Annotated in this window: 14 protein-coding genes; 1 reads left to right on the top strand and 13 read right to left on the bottom strand. The window is 36.8% G+C overall.

Annotated features, from left to right (window positions below):
* Nucleotides 1-12 precede the first annotated feature (12 nt).
* From PHF10_00980 to PHF10_00920, 13 genes are all read right to left on the bottom strand, one after another.
* A complete protein-coding gene (locus PHF10_00980; GenBank protein MDD5534311.1) occupies nucleotides 13-3279 on the bottom strand; it encodes a hypothetical protein in 3267 nt (1088 codons plus the stop codon).
* 124 nt (nucleotides 3280-3403) lie between these two features.
* Entirely contained in the window at nucleotides 3404-4792 is a 1389-nt protein-coding gene (gene radA / locus PHF10_00975) for a DNA repair protein RadA (protein ID MDD5534310.1), read from the bottom strand.
* Nucleotides 4793-4800: 8 nt separating this feature from the next.
* Entirely contained in the window at nucleotides 4801-5985 is a 1185-nt protein-coding gene (locus tag PHF10_00970; GenBank protein ID MDD5534309.1) for a pilin, read from the bottom strand.
* A gap of 39 nt (nucleotides 5986-6024) precedes the next feature.
* Nucleotides 6025-7305, bottom strand: coding sequence for a hypothetical protein (locus tag PHF10_00965; protein MDD5534308.1), 1281 nt, complete (start codon nucleotides 7303-7305; stop codon nucleotides 6025-6027).
* Nucleotides 7306-7339: 34 nt separating this feature from the next.
* A complete protein-coding gene (locus PHF10_00960; GenBank protein ID MDD5534307.1) occupies nucleotides 7340-8611 on the bottom strand; it encodes a pilin in 1272 nt (423 codons plus the stop codon).
* Between the two features lie 17 nt (nucleotides 8612-8628).
* The gene (locus PHF10_00955) at nucleotides 8629-9084 is read right to left on the bottom strand and encodes a hypothetical protein (protein MDD5534306.1); all 456 of its coding nucleotides are present in this window, start codon (nucleotides 9082-9084) and stop codon (nucleotides 8629-8631) included.
* Between the two features lie 97 nt (nucleotides 9085-9181).
* The gene (locus PHF10_00950) at nucleotides 9182-9742 is read right to left on the bottom strand and encodes a hypothetical protein (protein ID MDD5534305.1); all 561 of its coding nucleotides are present in this window, start codon (nucleotides 9740-9742) and stop codon (nucleotides 9182-9184) included.
* A 14-nt stretch (nucleotides 9743-9756) separates the two neighbouring features.
* Entirely contained in the window at nucleotides 9757-11694 is a 1938-nt protein-coding gene (locus tag PHF10_00945; GenBank protein MDD5534304.1) for a DUF87 domain-containing protein, read from the bottom strand.
* Nucleotides 11695-11835: 141 nt separating this feature from the next.
* Nucleotides 11836-12501: a TraC family protein gene (locus tag PHF10_00940; protein ID MDD5534303.1), complete on the bottom strand. Its 666-nt coding sequence runs from the start codon at nucleotides 12499-12501 to the stop codon at nucleotides 11836-11838.
* A 71-nt stretch (nucleotides 12502-12572) separates the two neighbouring features.
* A complete protein-coding gene (locus tag PHF10_00935; protein MDD5534302.1) occupies nucleotides 12573-13004 on the bottom strand; it encodes a hypothetical protein in 432 nt (143 codons plus the stop codon).
* 58 nt (nucleotides 13005-13062) lie between these two features.
* The gene (locus PHF10_00930; protein ID MDD5534301.1) at nucleotides 13063-13434 is read right to left on the bottom strand and encodes a four helix bundle protein; all 372 of its coding nucleotides are present in this window, start codon (nucleotides 13432-13434) and stop codon (nucleotides 13063-13065) included.
* 23 nt (nucleotides 13435-13457) lie between these two features.
* Nucleotides 13458-15359 (bottom strand): hypothetical protein, encoded by a 1902-nt coding sequence (locus tag PHF10_00925; protein MDD5534300.1) that lies wholly within the window; start codon nucleotides 15357-15359, stop codon nucleotides 13458-13460.
* Nucleotides 15360-15367: 8 nt separating this feature from the next.
* Entirely contained in the window at nucleotides 15368-18253 is a 2886-nt protein-coding gene (locus tag PHF10_00920; GenBank protein MDD5534299.1) for a hypothetical protein, read from the bottom strand.
* A 94-nt stretch (nucleotides 18254-18347) separates the two neighbouring features.
* Between PHF10_00920 and PHF10_00915 the strand changes: the two genes are divergently transcribed.
* Entirely contained in the window at nucleotides 18348-19232 is an 885-nt protein-coding gene (locus PHF10_00915) for a T9SS type A sorting domain-containing protein (GenBank protein MDD5534298.1), read from the top strand.
* Nucleotides 19233-19278 lie beyond the last annotated feature (46 nt).

Raw genomic sequence — 19278 nt, 5'->3', positions numbered from 1 at the left:
AAAATTAAATTTTTATTGTTCAATTAAATTATATTCTTTTAAAATATCTTTTTGAAAAATTTTCTCAGCCCCATCAACACCGTACTTATCTATCCATGGTTGAATAAGTCCGTTTACGTATCTCCGAACAATTTCTGCTTGCCAAGTGTTCCCTAAATTGGCTTCTTTTAAAGCTTCATAGATATTATCAAAATTTCGTACTACATTAAAGGTTGTTCCCAATACCTCTCTTTCTAGTGTTATATCTCGTCCTTTTTCCTGAACTAGGCTGTCAAGATTAGCTATGTGATTTTCAACCAGCCATTTGTTTTCTTCTCCGGTTAAAACAGCAAACACGGTTGGTCCATCAAATTGCAAATCAGGTTTTAGAGTATCTCCCGAAAAAATTGCTGCAGGCCCGAAATCTGGGTTAACAATTAATTTTCCATCTCTTTGAAAAATCTTTGCTCCTTCAACAATCAAGGGATGCTCTGCGGTAGCTTGTTCTAAGGAAACAACTTTAGCCCCTTCTGCTACTTCCTGTGTTGAAACTGTATCTTTAATTTCTGGAGATTTTGGCGCGGCTGCATGGTGCGCTGCTTCTGACTCTACTGGAGTTGCTTTTTCTACGGGGATAGTTTTGACATGTTCTGTTGCTCCAACTATAGTAGTTTCATGAGTCGAATCCGAGGGAACATTAGTAACTGTTTCTGAATGAGAAACTGGGGTTGGTTCAATAATATTATGAACTCCCTGTGCGGCCTCCGTATGAACTATACTATCTGAAGATTGTGACTTATGACGCAAAGCTTCATCAAAATCGCGAATTCTTAAATTTTCATTAAGTTTTTTGACTAATTCTTCATGTGTTATGTCCGGATGTGTTATGCCTGAACCGGCTTGTCTTTCTCCGCCCATTATATTTATAGCTTTATGTAAATCTTCATCTGAAACTTTATCAACCGGCGTATGTAAAATATTATTAATAAATTCGCTATTTTCAGCAATATGTTTTGAGGCCTCTTCTGAAATATTTTTACTTGCTTCGTGAAGAGTATTGAGAGCAGATGAGTCTTTAAAAATTTCAGAAAAATCAATCGTCTGACCAGGATTGATAAGATCTGCGCTTTTAAGACCAAAATCTTCCGGATTAGCCACCACTTTATCTTTTAAGGAATCAATCATATAATCTTTTTGAGACTGATCTAAATTCTCAAGTAAACCTCTTTTCTCCAACTGCCGTTCCACTAATTTCCAAATATTGTCTCCTTTGGCAACCGTTTCTATATTACTTATCTCTGGGGTATGAGAAACTTCGGGTTTTATCACTATTGTTTCTGGTTTGGTTTCTAAATGTTTTGTTTCTGCATGAGCTTCTTCATTTTTTAGGTTTGATAAAGCTTCTCCGGCGAAAAATCCAGCTGCGAAACCGCCTATTCTTCCCGTCCATTTTAATATTTTAGCCTGTTTTTCCTTGGACATTTTTTCTTTAACCGTTTCTTCCATTTTTTCATTAGCCTTATTAATATAATCAGTTGACTCTTCAATTTTGGTTTTCTCAATAGCGAAAATTCTCTCTTTAAGTTTGGCGTATTCGGAAGGATCTTCTTTTTTAAATTCTTGGTCTAAAAGTTGAGTTTTAGCTAAATTGAGCGTTTTTTCATCTACTTCAGGCAATAATTCAGCGGCAGAAATTCTTTTTAAAATTTCAAATCTTTTCGCCTTTCTTATAATTACCGAGGCCGCTACTTCTCCGACTTTCATTCCGGCATAACCCATCATTATATTTCTTACCACCGGACAAGTTCTAGCTAAGATACCGGCAAAGGCAAAAACACCGGCCGTAACTAATTTTTCTTTTTCCGTTTTTCCGCCGGCTAGAGGAGCTAAAATTTCTCCCATTTTATTTTGGGCTTTCGTGAAAAATCCTTTATTTTTAGCGCTAAATTCCATTTCTAGAATTTTTTGGTTATTATCCATTTCCATTAAAGAAGCGGCCAACTGGACTCTTTCTTCCATTTCTTCGCCAGACAAGCCCTCGCCCCTTTCTTCAAAATACTTTCTCATTGAATCTTTATAAATGTCTTTCTGGTGTCCGTAAAGAGTTTTCAGATCTTCCTTTTTAATTTTCCCCCCGGTATAAGCTTCTTCAGCTTTTTGAATCTCTTGGCCGAGCTGGGAGGTCTCTTTTTCCTTTCCTTCAACTTGCTGTTGTTTAGCCACGGCGAGTTCGGCTAAAATATTTTTTTGCAAATCTTCTTTAAGAGTTTTTGCCTCTTCTGAATCAGAAATTAAAAATTCTTGCATTTTCTTTCGGGCTTCTTCATCTTCTTTTCTTTTTATCTTACCACTAATCAATGTTTCAATAATTCTTGCTCCGCCAACAGCTGCTCCGGCTGCTATTCCGCCTGTTAAAATACTAAGCCCGATACCACCGCCTATATAAAGACCCATTTTCCCTACTGTTTTAAGAGTTTTTTTCCAGCGAGGAGTTTTTTGAGATTTTTCGGCTTGAAATTTTTGAATGGCTAAGTTTTCTATTTTACTTTTTTGATTGACTAAAACCTGTTCAATAATTTCAATAGGCAGCCCCAAGGATTGGCTTAATTTTTCTTTCTGTTCTTTGAATTTTTGAATAGTTAAATTTTCTATTTGATTTTTTTGATTAACTAAAGTCTGTTCAATGCCTTCCATAGGCATTCCCAGAGATTGGCTAAGTTTTTCTTTTTGTTTTTGATCAAGAGAGACGCCTTCTGTCTGTTTAGGAAAAGCATCCTCTTTATTTAAAGAGTTTAATAATTCTTCAATCTCTTTATTAAAATCTTTACCAATTTTTTCGCTGTCAATATAAGACAATGTTTTAGTGAGATCTCCCTTTTCGCCCTCTGGAAGTTCGCTTTGATTCAATTTTATTTTATAAAGTAATTCTCTATCAAGAAAAGATTTTCCTCCCCCTTTTTCAGGAAGTTCTGGTGATAATAATTTAAAAACTTTTTCACGTAGACCATGATCGCTTGGCATAGAAGTAAAATCGCCTGTTTTCCTTATATCATCAATAATTATCTTAAGTTCGTCGGCTGGGGTCGGTTCAAGACCCTCCATTGCGTCGATTTTAGGTAAAACATTATTAATTAAATCTTCAATGTTTTGGGCATTAGCAATCAATTCTTCAATCTCCTTGTCTTTTTCGGTTTTTTCAACAACTTCCTTTATTTTTTCTGCAGCTTCTTGGCCTGTTACTTCAGTAGTATCTTCTATATTTTCTTTTGGTGGCACATAACCACCTGTTTCGGTAGACATATTTTTTTAATTTAATTAATTAAATTTTTAACCTTTATTATATTCATCTTAACCATACAATTATACTATCAAAAAATAGCCCTTTTGTCAAGGCTATTTTTTATTGATAAATTATTGAATTTTTCTATCCCAATACTGTTTTTATCGCCTGGCTCAAATTTTCTTCCTGAATAATTTTTATTTTCGGCTGAAAATCCAAAAATTTTTCTTTAGACATCACAATTTTTTCAAAACCCAATTTTTCCGCTTCTTTAATTCTTTTTTCCGGCCAAGAAACATTTCTCAATTCGCCGGCCAGACCGACTTCGCCGAAAAATAAAGTTTTAGCGTCAATCGGTTTGTTGTAAAAAGCGGAAGCAATGGCCATAGCCACGGCCAAATCTGCCGCCGGTTCGGAAATTTCCAATCCGCCGACAATATTGATATGAATATCCTGATTTTCCAATTTAAGGCCGCATCGTTTGGTTAAAACCGCGACCAAAAGCTGTAAACGGTTAAAGTCAAAACCCGTGCTTTTTCTTTGCGGATAGCCAAAATTAGTTCTTGAAACAAGTGCCTGAACTTCTATCAAAAAAGGACGAACGCCTTCCATAATGGCCGCGATTACCGAGCCGCTGATGACTTGAGAATTCCGATTGGCCAAAAAAACTTCGGAAGGATTTTTTATTTCCACCAATCCTTGTTTTTTCATTTCAAAAACTCCGACTTCATTAGTTGAACCGAAACGATTTTTATAAGATCTTAAAAAACGAAAATGATGATGCGAATCGCCTTCAAGATATAAGACAACATCAACCAAATGCTCCAAAGTTTTAGGACCGGCCACTGAGCCTTGTTTGGTAATATGACCGACAATAAAAATTGTTGTTTGTGTTTTCTTGCCGACTTCCATTAATTTGGCGGTTGAAGCGCGAATTTGATTAACGCTGCCCGCTTCCGAATCAACCCCGGAAGAAGAGACCGTCTGGATTGAGTCAACCACCGCTATTTTAGGCTTATGTTTTTCAATTGTGGCGCAAATGACATCAACATCCGTATCGCCGAAAAATTTTAAATTATTTTCCGAAACGCCGATTCTTTCCAATCGCAATTTTACTTGCTCGGCTGATTCTTCGCCACTGATATATAATACAGAATTTGGAATTTGGAATTTGGAATTTGGTTCATTAACTGGCAGATTAGAAATTTGCCTTACTATTTGTAATACTAAAGTGCTCTTTCCAACGCCCGGCGCGCCGCCCAAAAGAATCAGCGAACCCGGAACCAATCCACCTCCCAAAACTCTGTCCAATTCTTCAATGCCTGTTTTAAATCTTGAAAAATTTTGGCTTTTAATGGCGCTGAATTCAATAACTTCACCGGCTTTTGTTGTTGTAAAATTTTTGCGCGGAGAATTATTTTGAACAGTTTCAGAAATTGTTCCCCATGCGCCGCATTCCGAACATTGTCCCAACCATTTTGGAAATTGAGATCCGCATTTTGAACAGGCATATATTGTTTTATTTTGAGGCATAAATTGATTTATTTTTTATCGCATTTACAACCGGAGTCCCAACCAATACTGGTATGAATATGATTTGTATGACCCGGGCAGTTATTATAAGGAGTATAACAAATATAAGCGTTCGGGTTACACTCTTTAATCGCGTTGATTATTTCCGTTGGCGAAGGACTGGTGGTTATACCAATATCTATGGCATAAGATTGAGCTGGACACTCCTTGCCTCCATAATGACAAGAATTTTTAGTATGATGACAAGAATAACAATTAGGATCATTTTCTTCTCGACAATCCTTTTTTTGCCAGGCATTTCTACATCTTTCCACGCCTGCATCATCGGAAATACTGGTAATTACCGCTTTTGGTTTATTATCCGAACCAACGATTTTTTTACCAAGACAATCTGTAAAACTGGCTAATTGGGGCGACATATCAGGTATTTGTTTGGTAATTCCCGGGTTAAATCTCCACCAATCCGAGTCTGTCTGTCCTTCCAAAACAATCGGATAATCTATTTCTTCTGCATCAAGCTCAATTTTTGCAATTTCTCCCAGATGAATCGGCTTGAAAAAAGTTAACTGCGGATTTATAAAATTTAAAAAAGTATTAATGCCTAATAATAAAACCAGCCCGAATAAAGCACCAGTGATTCTTCCTTTGGCATCGGAAATCCGACTGCTATTGCCTCCGGCAATCATCCATTCCACCCCGGCCCACATAATCATCACCACGGCCAAAGCGGCGATTAATCTGATCGCCCATTTATAAAGAGCTATAAGATATTCGCCAATCCATGGAAAGGAATAACTTTTTTTGCCATTTTGCTCAGTCACGATTTTACTTTCATCAGTGGTAAATCCTTGAAAACCTGGAATTTGAACTTGCAATTGCGGAGCAATTATTGATTTTGATTCTTGAGTGTCAGTTTCTATACCGGTAATAGGCATTACGCCTTCACTAATATTCCAACAATTAATTTGAAACATTGTGTTCGAACCTTGAGAATCTCCAAAAAGTGGCGTGGCTTGGCAATTAGAACCGGGACAACAAGGATTGCCATTACAACCTTCCGGGCGCTGATCTGTTCCGCCAAGCGGGATACAGGCAGCCGAAACTTGCTGACCGGCCCAAAACCAAAAAAACGCCATTAAGGCGATTATAAGTAAAGAATTTGGAATTTTGAATTTGGAATTTTGAATTTTCATTTCAACTTATTTACTTAGTTAGCTTATTTGCCTATTTACTTATTTTAGCCTGATTGATCTTAAATGACTGGTGTCTTTGTCAATAAAATACAGCATACTGTCATCACTTGATAAATAAATATCACCTACATTATATCCGCCCATTGCTCCTTCAGCCAAGAATGAAATTTGACCGGTGGCCACATCTATCTTATAAAAATCATCACGAGTATTAGCGGCTAAATCAGGTATTAATCCTGATCCTTCAGGTAAACTTTTAGGAACAGCGCAATAAAGAGTATTGCCATTATTATTAAATGAACATTTATTGGCCCATGTAGCCAAATTTAAATCTATTTTACCGCTACCGATTGCATCTCCTTGAGCATCCACTATATAAAGTTTGGGTTGATAGTTTGAATCAGAACTGTAAACACTGTAAACAATTTTGTCGCCGACTGGAGACCATTTCGATTCAAAACCGCGGCCGTCAATAACCAAAGATTTAAAATTTTCGCCATTTTGGCCGATTAATAATATTTCCTGTTCCCAAGCGCCTCGCGGATCTCCGGTAGCCGAGAAAGCGACAACTTGATTATTCGGCGACCAAGAAACCGTTACTTTGTCAGCATTGTTTCCGATATGTTCAATCGGTTTTGCTTCACTGCCGTCGGCCCGACTGGTAGCCAACCAATTATTTTCCGGATATTGACTGGTTGATTCAAACGCAAAATGAGAACCTGACGAATCCCAAGAAAAATTTTCCCAATTTTTTGGCAAAGTATATTGTTTTTTTTGATCAAAATCATACATCACTTTAAATCCGTCCGGGTATTCCAAAATCGCTCTGTCTTTGGTCGGGGCCCAATTGATATTATCCACATTATAAAAAACTTGATCAGTCAATAATTCTTTATTGCCCAAATTATCTATTTTATAAAAATGCCCGCCTGTTTTATCGTAATAAATATTACTCTGTCCGTCACCGGCTAAAGTTGCATTTTGAACCTGGTCATCAGAAATAGTATTAATCCATGTTCTGCTGCCGGAAGCCACTTCATCAATTTCCGGAGTTATTTTTTCCGGCGCCACGGGAGTTTCGGGAGTTATTGTTTCTTCTGCCGGCCATTCCGAAATAGGCAGACCTAAGCGTCCCCGTTCTTCAATGGTCATCCCTTCCCACTGACTTCTAGTTACCGGCAATCGAGCCGGCTGCTCCGTAATCGGTTGCTCAGGAGTTGGCTGAACAACAACCGGTTTTTGACGAAAAAAGACAAACCAAACCAATCCGGCTAAAATTATCACTGCCACTAAAAATATAATTAAGGCTTTTTTATTCATATTAACAAAAAATTTCAAAAATTAACTTTACTCTTTAAGGACGAAACCAAGTCCAAGCTGTGTTACAATCGCCGCTTATATTAACCCCTGGTTGTTCACCCTCTGCGCAAGAACTTGAGAATATAATTTCCCTTTTTTTCCCTGGCAGCGCGTCCCATGAATATTTTTCACATCTGAGTTGCTTGGGTTGAATAGTGTAACACATTACATAATTTTTTGAGTCGTTAAAAAGCGTTCCTACTTCATGACAACAAATTCCATCTTTACTCCAGGTTGGTTGAGGGGTTTTATCGACATCGGCGCATCTTTTGCCTTCAGTAACTTGAGGTTTTTCATCGCCTTTTAGCCAACACGCGCTATTGTTTGCTGCGTCTTTAGAAGCAGAGCAATTGACCCGCTCATATTTTTTATCACCCTCTTTGGGATTTGGACAGTTGAATAAAGTATCGAGAATACAATTATTTAAACCCTTTGGTTCATAAGCGCAAACATGCCGACTTTTGTCATATAAAGTGCCCCATCCTACGTCTTTCAAATAAAGCGCGCAAGTCGCATCACTGGTACTCGGCTTTCCTTCACATAATTTTATAGGATCTGTGCAAATAAAACTATTATCCGATGACTGTCTATAGCAACTGTTATCCCCTTCGCAAAAATCTGTCCAACAAGAATTACCGGCCGCTTTCCAAACACCATTTTCTTCTTGAACAACCTGGAATCTTTGAGCACATGGTTTGTCCAAAACTTGTCCAATTAATTGAGTTTTTCCATTAATAGTTTTATCAATATTAACTTGACCGTATTCAACCACATTTTCTTCAGGTAAATGATTCATTAAACTATTATTATAAATATCCCTGCACCAAGTTATCCCCAATTCTATATTATTAATATTTGTAATATTCAAATTTTTGAATCTGACTAAAGCGGGATTCAGAAAACTCAATAAACTGTAAGCGCCAATGGCCAAAATCAAACCGATCAAAGCGGAATTAATCCGATCTTTGGCTTGTGTAATTTGAGGCGCGCTGCCAGCCGCAGTCATCCAGCGAAAACCGGCAATCATAATCATCACCACAGCCAAAAAAGCGATTGTGCCAATAGACCATTTATAAAAAGCAATAATAAATTCACCCAAAGTCGTGCCGCTAATATTTTTTATGTCGCCGACATTCATAAAGCCGGGAAGACTTACTTGAGGTTGAAATTTAATCTGAGCCAAAGCAAAATCAGCCGCGAATAAACTGATAAGCAAATAAGCTGATAAGTAAATAAGTAAATAAGTTTTTTTATTTTTAATTGTCATTTAAATAAAATTATTTTTTACGATGGTGAAAATGCGTTTTTAATTATTTGCAAACCACTACTCCATAGCAGTTTAAAAAGTTCCCCGGGATCAGTGATGGCCACTACGCTGATGGTTGAAAGCACTATTAAACAAAATAAGACAGTTAAAATAATGACATCAATAATACCCAAAATAATAATTTCCCATATTTCCAAAGCCGGCACAAATTTGACTTTTAATAAATTACCGAAAATCAATTGAGCATTCATCAATAGAAAGGTGACAATCAAACCAACTACGGTTATCGCCGAAGCTCCGTTAATTATCCGATAAACAGTTTTAAGGCGCTGAGCCGCATCTTTCAATTCTTTGGTTTTCCCGGTGAAAGACGTTCCCGAATCATCTGATTTCACCACATCCTCGGCTCTTTCCGCTTTTAATCTCACGGCGATTGATTGTTCTGTTTCTTGTTCTTCAATATCACTAACCATAAATTACTATAATTTAAAATGTCAAAAATATTTCTTATTTTTAATTTTAAATTTTTATCATTGTCATTTTTCATTTTGATTTTTAATTTTTGATTTATTAATGAATCTCTATCTCTCCCACTTTCCATTCATCGGCTGATTTTATAAAAGTCAATTTTACTGTTTTATATAAAATATCTGTTTGACCTAAGCGCGCGGCTTGCTCTTGAATTTCCGCGGTAAAAATCGCTTGCGAATCCGGGACGAATTTATCCAAATTGATGGAAATTATTTTAGTAGTCAGCCCGAAAAAATCATTAACAGCCATGTCTTTTTTCACTCCTTTTTGAATTCTTGATTCTGTTTCTGTTCTAAGCGGCTGAGCCATTTTCGGCAATAATTCTTGCAAATTTTCATAATTACTGTCCGTAGAGTAACTCCCATAACGTTCAATAAAAGACCGTGCCTGATTTGTTAAATCTATTTTTAATAAATCTTCCGCAGTTGGAACCAATGTTTCTGTTTCAACCTGATTTTGGTTAACCGTGTTTTCTTGATCAACCAATTGATTTATAATATTTTTATTTTCCAAAATTGGTTGGCTTTTTTTTGACATCAAAAACCAAACCGTGCCGCCGATTAAAACTAAAATAACAATAATTAATATAACTTTTTTCATATGATTAAAATATTTTATTCAATGGGCATATCGCCGATACTTTCTGACGAGCCCTTATCTAAACTTTTATCAAAATCTCTTTTGGCTTGTTCAATTTCCAAAATTTGGCGCGGATCAGAAGTGATTAACTGATCTTCCGAGTAAGAAGCAACCACTTTAATCGCCGCGTGTTTATTGCCGGCGAAGAATATGCCGTCGCCAACACCACATTCAAGTAATAAATATTTTTCTCCTTCAGTCAACATAAAAGTCTTGGCGATCAAGTCAATGGCAGCCGGAGATTGTTTTAAAAGCAATTGCATGGCCGAGTTGGTAACAATGGCTTTTCCATAAGGAGAATTCAAGAAATCCGCCACATCTTGACTGATGGTGGTCACGCCCAGATAATATTTGCGGCAGCGTTTCACCAAAGCATAAATGAATTTCGCCGAATCTTCATATTGCAGCAGCCACCAAGCTTCATCAATCATTAAAATTCTTTTTTTCATTTGCGAACGGACAACATTCCAAATATAATTCACAATCGTATAAATGGCCATCGGTCTTAATTCGTCTTCCAAATCCCTGACGGAAAAAATCACCAATTTATTATCCATTTGAACATTGGTCGGGTTATTTAAAAATCCACTGAACGTTCCTTGAGTATATTTTTTAAGACGCTCGGCTAAATTATTGCCGCCTTCCATTCCTTCCAAAATTTCCTGCAAATCACCCATAATCGGCATTTCCATCTGACTTAAATCGCAACCCGGAACAATATCTTTTTTAGCGTAGGATTCAATTAAAGCGCGATCAATCAATGAATCTTCTTCCGGCGTAAAACTGAGATTCCCCTTTTCATCCGGTTTGCCAATACAAATTTTCAATAATCCTTTCAAAGTAATAACCGCGGAACGAATCAAATCACCGGTTTTTACATCCTGACTTGATGAACGCGGCAAATCAAAAGGATTGATTTTACTTTCTGAAGTTAGAGAAATATTAACATAAGTTCCGCCCACTGCATCGCAAAGATGCTTATATTCTCTTTCCGGATCAATAATAATCACGTCAGTGCCAAGCATTAAAGAACGCAAAACTTCCAATTTGGCAAAATAACTTTTACCGCTACCGCTGGTGGCAAAAACAGTGAAGTTCGCATTCGGCATGGAAAATCTGTCGAATAAAATCAAACTGTTATTATGACGGTTAATCCCATAAAGCACGCCGCTATCCGAAGTAAGATCTGCGGAAATAAAAGGAAAACTTGAAGCGCAAGGAGAGGAGCTCATATTGACCGTAGTCATTATTTCATCGTTAGCCAAAGGCAAAGTGGAGTTAAATCCTTGTTCGGATTGATAAAGAACACGGCGAGTATAAACCATTTTACCGCCAAATATCGTTTCCACTCTTTCGGTCAGAAGATCCAACGCTTTTAAATCATTGGCATAAATAGTCACATATAAAGCAAGTTGGAAAAAATGTTCAGTCCCGGTAGTTAAATCATCTCTTAATTTTTCAATGTCTTGCAACGCGGTTTCTTTAACCGGGTCTCGTGGCAATGTTTTTTCCCGATCAGCTTGAATCTCGACTTCCAAATTACCAACCTTCTTTAATAATTGTTTTAAAACTTCTTTACTCTCAACCGGATAGAAAAACATCGCAATATCCAAAGGTGCGTTAAGATGAATTATCGGTGAAAACCAACCCACCATAACATAACGGGGAAAGGTGGTGACAAAAATGGTTCTTAAATATTGATCACCCAATTGCAAATATTTCGCGTCTACTCTTAAAGCCGCCGGAGCAACCAAGTCTCTGACGGTGATAGTCCCTCTTTGATAGGCCTCTTCGGATTTCAAAATCTCTTTCGCCTCTGTATCTCTTTTGGTTTCTCGAATTTTTATTTCTTGCGGACTTTGGACTTTTTCAATTGTTGTTGGCTCGTTTAAAGCCGATGGTCGTATTGGCATAATAGAAAATGTAAATATCAAAGATTAAAATGACAAATTAAAATGTAAAATTATTGAATTTATAAAATACTTTTTGACTTTTATTAGTTTTAAACTTTACACTGTCATTTTGCATTTTGATTTTTTAATTTTGATTTATTACTATTCAACTCTTAAATCTTTTATTTCAACTAATTTTTGATTCTGAGCGCTGGATGGATTATAAGTATTATAGAAAAGTTCAATCAAACTTTGAGTGTCGAGTGATATTGCTTTAATGCCCATACTTGAAAGATTTGACAAAACGTTATCCATTCTCCTGAAAAGAATTTCTCTGTATTTTTCAAATTTTTCTCTTTTAAGCTTAACAACCGAAGCAGCGCTTAAAACATCAGTCATAATGGACGCGAAACTTCGTTTTTTGTCGCCTAAAGGATTGTAAGGCACCACTATATAAAAACGTTTACTCATTATTTCGCCCATTTGGATTAATTCTCTGGTGAAATCAATATAATCAGCCATTTGCGCTTTTAACAAATCATTGGTTTGGGTTCTTTTTAATTCTTCCAATTGAGTCAAATAAGGATTGATGTTAAACGGCCTGGATTGAATAACGATTTGAATCGGAAAATCCAAAGAATTTAAAAATTGAACATAAGCTTGAATCACGGCATTTTGCTCTTCTTCTGATTTCAAGGAAAAATTAATTGAAGAAACCAAAAGAACAGCCCTTAAAGTGCCGTCTTGCAAAATAACGCAATCATTTCTTATTTCGGAAATGTTTAAATATTTTTGCGTTGAAGGAAATTGAGGTTTTTGATTATTCATATTTAAAATTAGGATATTAGGAATTAGCTTCTTAGCCCTAAAAAGCTAATAAGCTACAAGCTAAAAAGCTATTATTCATTGTCTTCGGTATATTTCCCTCCCGTATCAACCAATAGGGCAACTTGAGAAAGCCGAGTGGAAGAAAGCGGGGGACGGGGAACAAATTCCTGCATTGTTCTGGCTGTTTTTTCTTTATCTCTGAAATTTTTTTCAACAATTCTAATAAATTCTTTGCGCCAAACTCTTATTTTGGGCCTGCGAAAAGTTTGAAAAACATTTACGAGAAAATAATATATCGGCCGGCCATTAACTTTCAAAAAGGCGAGAGATACTCCCACTGACGCGGTGATAATCGCGACCAAAATGAATAAAGCAAAATCAAATAATTTATAGCAAACACCAATAGTGATAGTCGTGATAATAATAGTCAAAAATTGCCGTGGCGTAATCTGCCCGATTATTTTCGGTTCAATATCAATAAATTGTGGAACGATGAATTGCATGATAAAAAATGCAAAATGTAAATATCAAAAATTAAAATTACAATTCAAAATGTCAAAATTATTTCTTACCCTTGAGAGTTAAAATACTAGAAGCCAGAATATTGGCTATTTCTATCAGTTCTTTTAATGACCACTGCAATTCATTTTTATCTCCTTTGTCAGTATCTCTTAATAATGTCAGCCAAACCTTAGATTCATTGGCTGATTTTAAAGAATGAGTGAAAAAATTGATAAAATCTTTCTTTGAGCTGGCTGAGTTTGCCTCAATATAATTTGCCAAAATGCTTGTTCCACTTCTTAGAAGCTGTTTTCCCAAGACATTGCATACGGAGTCTTTGGGAAGCTTGTCTATAAACTTGATTAACCTTAAAACCCAGTTATAGAGGCGTTTTTTGAATTCATTTTTAAAATTTACACTGTCATTTTCCATTTTGATTTTTCAATTTTAAATTATCAGAAACGGAGGTTCTGGTTCAATTCCACCACTTTGTCAAATTCTTCTTCGTTTAAAGTTTTACGATTTTCTTTTTGTCTTAAAATGATTACTTCACTGACTGAGATGCCCTTATCAATTGATTCCGTGCCGATATCCAAATATAATTTATTAATTTCTGATTCTTTCCATGCCTTGATTCCTTCCGATTTTTTAACCAAAGATTCTTCCCCCAATAAATCTATTTTTTCTTTTATTTTTTGAACAGCTTGTTCAGCGCTGCCCCATCTTCGAAAATCCTGAAGAGTGGCACCTTGTAACTCTTCAATCGGGCCGGAAACACGAGGAGTAACCTTAATTTCTTCCATTTTAGCCATTGCCGGCTCGCGAGGCGGCCGGTGAATAAAAATTTCCGCCTGAGGTTGAGGTTTAATTTCTTTTTTTATTTCTTCAACTTTTGGCTCTTCAATAATTGGTTTCAATTCCTCTTTTGGCAATTCTCTAACCGGTAATTTAAATTTGTCTTCTGCCTCTTCATCAAGAACAAATGGGGTATCTCCCGGCGGTAATTGATCAATTTCTTTTAAAACATCAGTAATTTCTTCCGGTCCGGAAACTTTAGTTTTCGGTTCTTCCGAAACCGCGGTAAATAAATTTGGCGCTGTTTTCTCTTCAATTTTCTTTTCCAAAACAGGCGGAATAATCGGTTTAAATTCCGGCATGGCCAATTTTGGTTCTTCTTTGACAATTTTAATTTCCGGAATTATCGGCTTGGGCTTTTCAATAACCGGAGCCGGTTTTTCTAAAATCGGTGCTACCAACGGTTCTTGCTCAAATTTTTCTTTTAATAATTTCTCTTTTACTTCTTCAGGTTGAGGAAGTAATTTTTCTTCTTCAATTTTAGACAACAAAGAAACTGATTTTATTTCGGGTTTTTCCATGCGAGTAAATTTTTGAATTGTTTCTTCCGGCTGTTTTAGTCCTTCGGCCAGTTCAATCTGAGGAATATTACCCATTGGTTCAATTTTAATCATCGGCTTTTCTTGTTTCAAAATATCCATCACCTTGTCAACTATTTTTTCGTCCAATTCCACGCCTCCGATTTTTTGTGGTCTTTTTAAAACAATTCTTGTTTCAATCTCTCCGCGCACTTCTCTTAAAAAAGAAATGACTACATTTTTAAAACGTTTTTCTATTGTTTCATCTGGGAAAGTCAGGCCAACCTTGGTAATCGCATTGTCCGCCGCCTGATTAATATCAAGTTTTGCAGCAAGAGTAGGAATATTCTCTTTTAATTTTTCAATTTCTCTATCAAGCTCTTCTGTATTGATTTCTCCCGGTTTCTGCATTTCTAGCATTTGAATAATCGGTTTCAAAATTTTACTCAAATTTTCTTCAACATCCCTTAACGCAGATACAAGGAGATGATAATCCGTTACTAATATTTTATCCAAATCATTAAATGTAATATCTCCAACTACCAGCCTTATTACTATGGCATTAATGTCAAAATTATATTTTTCGGCAAGTTGGTTAAAAATTTCCGTATTTTCCGGAGCAAAAATTACATTTCTAATTTTCCCTGGTAATTGAAAATATTTCGATTCTGCTTTTTCTTCCAATAATTCTTTTTTTTCTATGTCAAAACCTAATGCTAACCACGAAATTTTTTCTTTCAAAGCAATACTGATCTCTCTCGCCTTTTCCCTTTCCAAAAGATATTCTTTCTCCAAAATCTCTGTCAAATTATTAATATCTATCTCTTTAATTGCGATCCTCATCAGTATCTCGGCCAAAGAAACCTGGCGTTGAGAATATTGCTTTTCTATTTTATCTAAAATTCCTAAAATTTCTATCGAAGATAGCTTGTCTTGAACTTCTAACGGCAACTCTTTAAATTTTAATACGATATCATCAATCATAATTCAAACTAAAGTTGCTTATTTATATCATCTGCGAGTTTATGGATATCGTCAGTTAACCATTTTGCCGGTAGTGCACCATAATTTTCTTCCTTCGCATTCTCTGTTTCAGCTCCTAATTTAGCAAGCCTGTCATCTAAATCTTTTGCGAACGAATCATCCGGTTTTACTTTTATTGCCTCACTAATAATATGTTGCAAATTTCCCAGTGTGTCTTTAATTTTTTCATTCTCCGTTTCTCTTTCTGTTTTTTTCTGCCAATCATTAAGATCTTGGAGGCTAACTTTTTCAGATGTTATTTGCGTGTTTTTAATTTCTCCCGGCGCTTGATCTTTTGTAACTACAGCCATGCCATCTCTCGGGTCAACATGAGAAAAACGCCAATCATTCTCCATTTTTCCTGGAGTCTTTGAAACATTCACTTTCTCTCCCGGTTTAATTTCTCTAATTCCTCCCACTATTTTTTTTGAAGTAGAAATTTCAGTTTGGTTTAGAATATCTATTGCATTCTTAACTTTATTAATATCTTTTCTTAACTCATTAAGAACTTGTATATGCATCCTATTTAGTTGTGTCCCTCCCGCGGTCGAAGGTGGAGTAGACCATTCAGTAGCCGCCCACCCTGAAGGTGACGGTGGCGTTCCTGGTGGTACAGGAGTCCCCATTGAAGGCGATGGAGTTCCAGTTGATGATGGTGGAGGCGGATGTCCTGATCCCAAATGCCCTCCTGCCACTGGTGGCGAAGGCGGTAATTGTGGCCCTCCTGCTGAAGGTGACGGTGGCGTTCCTGGTGGCGGGGGAGTCCCTGTTGAAGGCGGTGGCGTTCCTGTTTTTCCTGATAATGAATTTCCATAACGGGATATCCCAGGCATACTATATGTTGGTGGCGGCGGCGGCGGTGGCGGCGGCGGCGGTGGTGGCGGCGGCATCCAAAGTCTTTGCGCAGATACCACTCCCGCAATTGATAAATCTTGTATTTTCTGATCAGCTTCTTCAGCTTGACTATTGCTGATCCTTAATGCATTTAATGCCCCCGAGTTACCCCTGGCATTTCTCATTATCTCTAGTTGTTTAATAATTTCTTCTTGCTGCGCCGGCGCTATCTTAGAATTAGCAATCTGGTTATTAGCAAAACTCAAAACTTTAGTAGCTGTAACACTACCAAATTGTTTAACATCAAAATCATCTTTCCCCAACTTATTTATATCATAAGGAGTATATTTGCTATACTTTTCTTTAATTTTCTTTAATTCTTTTCCTCTACTTATTACCCCTGCCCTTGATTGATATCGACCAGTTTGAGGGTTAACCTCCTGCGAATAATCAAAATATTCTTTACTTGTCCCACCCTGTAAACTGGCTAAACTGGCTATATTTATAAGTTCATTTTGTTGATCTCCTCCTCTTAGATTACCAACCCTGCTGAGACGATCTTTAATATCTTTTGGCCTTAAGCCTCCTCTCCTGGCTAATTCTTCTTGATAAACCTGTTTTCCTATCCTATCTCCTGTTACCCCTTCTAAATATTTTATTCGTTTATCATCCATAGAACTAAATGACCCAACCTGCTCTTCAATTTTTTTACGGCGCGAATATTTAATCTGTTGTTCCCCTAATGCTATAGCACCTTTCTGACCACCCCATCTTTCCTTAATTTTAGAATCTTGTCTTATTTTTCTTGCTTGTCTTTGATCTGGAGCAGCCCCTATTATTCTTAAAGCTCGTCCGCCCAAGGCTTCAGCTTTTTGGGGAATACCCATAAAACGCGCAGTTGCAGCCGCTCCCTTAAACGGCATCTTGGCCGCACCTGTGGCGAATCCTTGCATTTTTTTAATTCCTTGAGTGGCAATTGATGCTCCGGCGACAGCCATTTGCTGAGCAACCATTAAAGAACCGATCAACATCGCAATGCCGATTATAAAATTAAGCATATATTGCGGCTGACCTGTTTCGGAAATAGCTACAGATAAACCGGTCCCCCCTGCTGTTCCTCCTAAACCTTCCGATTGAAGAGATTTAACAGTGTCGGGAGTAACCATTGTTTCATACATTGTCGGTCCTGTTTCTTGGACAACCGCCAATGACAACCAAAGCATAAAAGCCATAGCCGGTCCGGCAATCAAATTATTGGAAAATTTTTCCCACCATTTAACAGCATAACCCTGGCCCTTTGGAAAGAGAGGGGCCACAAAAATTAAAGGTGAGAAAAGAACCAAAAACCAAATTGTCACAATTCTCATTGCTAAAATCACAGTCATGATACCAACCACTATCAAGGCGACAATAGTCATAATCAACCCCAAAACCATGGCTCCAAAAAGTTCATTTGTATTAATATCCGCTCCGCCGATACTATTCCTCATTTCCATTATTTTTGTCAGTCCCAACATCTGAGCAAAATTTCCTTCAGCCGCTGACTTGAAAGCGTTGACAAAAGTCAACATTATAATTTGTGAAATATCAATCAAAAATCCGCAAATAAATTTGGAAAAGTTAACCAAAACTGCCGCCAAAACCAATTGTCCCAAAAGTTTTTTGTAAGAATATTGTTCAATTTTTAAAACCGTGCAAAAAGCGATTATTAAAAGAGCCAAGATGAAAGACATATTGCAGATGTCTCTGATGATAATCCATCCTTTGGAAACCGCCGGTGAATTTATGAAATCATTATATTGAGCGATCCAAACCAAAAGCCGGATAATAACGACCAATAATTTCCCGAGTAAACTTACCAGTCCCATAATCGGCCAACCCAAAATCGTCATTACCGTTTTGCCCATGTCTGACATTTCCGCTTTAGCCGGTGAAAAAGCGCAGAAAGACATAACCAAAATCAACCCGAATAAAACGGGGATGATAATTTTCTTTTTTGTTATGTGGCGCAGAAAATGCATAAAAATTAACTTATTATAACATCTTGACAAAAAGCAAAAAATATGATAGAGTATTATACAGTTAGACAATAACGTTTAACTCAAAGGGGGACAAATGTTCTTTAAAAAATTTATTTTAGTTATAGTTTTAATGTTCGGATTTTTCAGTTCGGTTTTTGGACTAACACAGCCGGTCGATGGATGGATCCCGGTAGATTCAAGTAACGCGGATTCAGTATTTCTGGATTATTTTGGACCTGATGCTCTTTTGAGTTATGGAACAGTGAAAGTTTCAGATGATCATAGCCCGTGGAGAAACAGTCAACATTCTGTTCAATTTATGGTTGATTCCGGAAGATATGCGGAATATTTTAAAAAAGAATATAATCGGGATATTGGCGATACTTCCCAACTCTTTACTGATATTAAAGTTCTGTCAGATTCTGTCTGTTTCCGATTTTATATGATTTCAGAAGGAAAACTTTATTCCAGCTCTAATATTTGGGGGACTAGTTATACCGACTGGAGACAAGAGATGGAATTCCACTCTCTAATCTGGGGGGCATCAAGCTGCTTACGAGCAACAAGAATTGATATTTTAATTCTAGAGGTTTGGTGGGAGACTGGGGAAAATCCCCACTTTCCTTTTGGCGGAAAGCTTGATAATCTTGCTTATCAAACCTATCATAATAACAATAAAGTGCTTCTAGATTCGATGGGGGAAAGTCAAGGAGTTGAGGAAAATGAAAAATGGAAAAATCAAAATGAAAAATTAGAAATCTTTCCAAATCCATTTTCTTATTCTTGCCATTTTAGAACCTCGGTCGTTGGCCAAATTGCGATTTACGATATCAGCGGTAAAAAAGTAAAGACCATTTTGAAAGAACGGATATGGAACGGGAAAAATGAATCCGGGAAACAATTACCTAATGGAATTTATTTTGCAAAAACCTTGATGGGCAATAAAACTGTAACTACAAAATTGACTTTGTTAAAATGAGAAATTTATTTCTCGCCGAGTAGGTCTGTAATAGACCTACTCTTTT

The organism is Patescibacteria group bacterium (assembly GCA_028716665.1).
Taxonomy (GTDB): domain Bacteria; phylum Patescibacteriota; class Patescibacteriia; order UBA2591; family JAQUPP01; genus JAQUPP01.
Note: the sequence above shows the minus strand (reverse complement) of the source record. Positions and strands in the feature narration are given on the sequence as shown.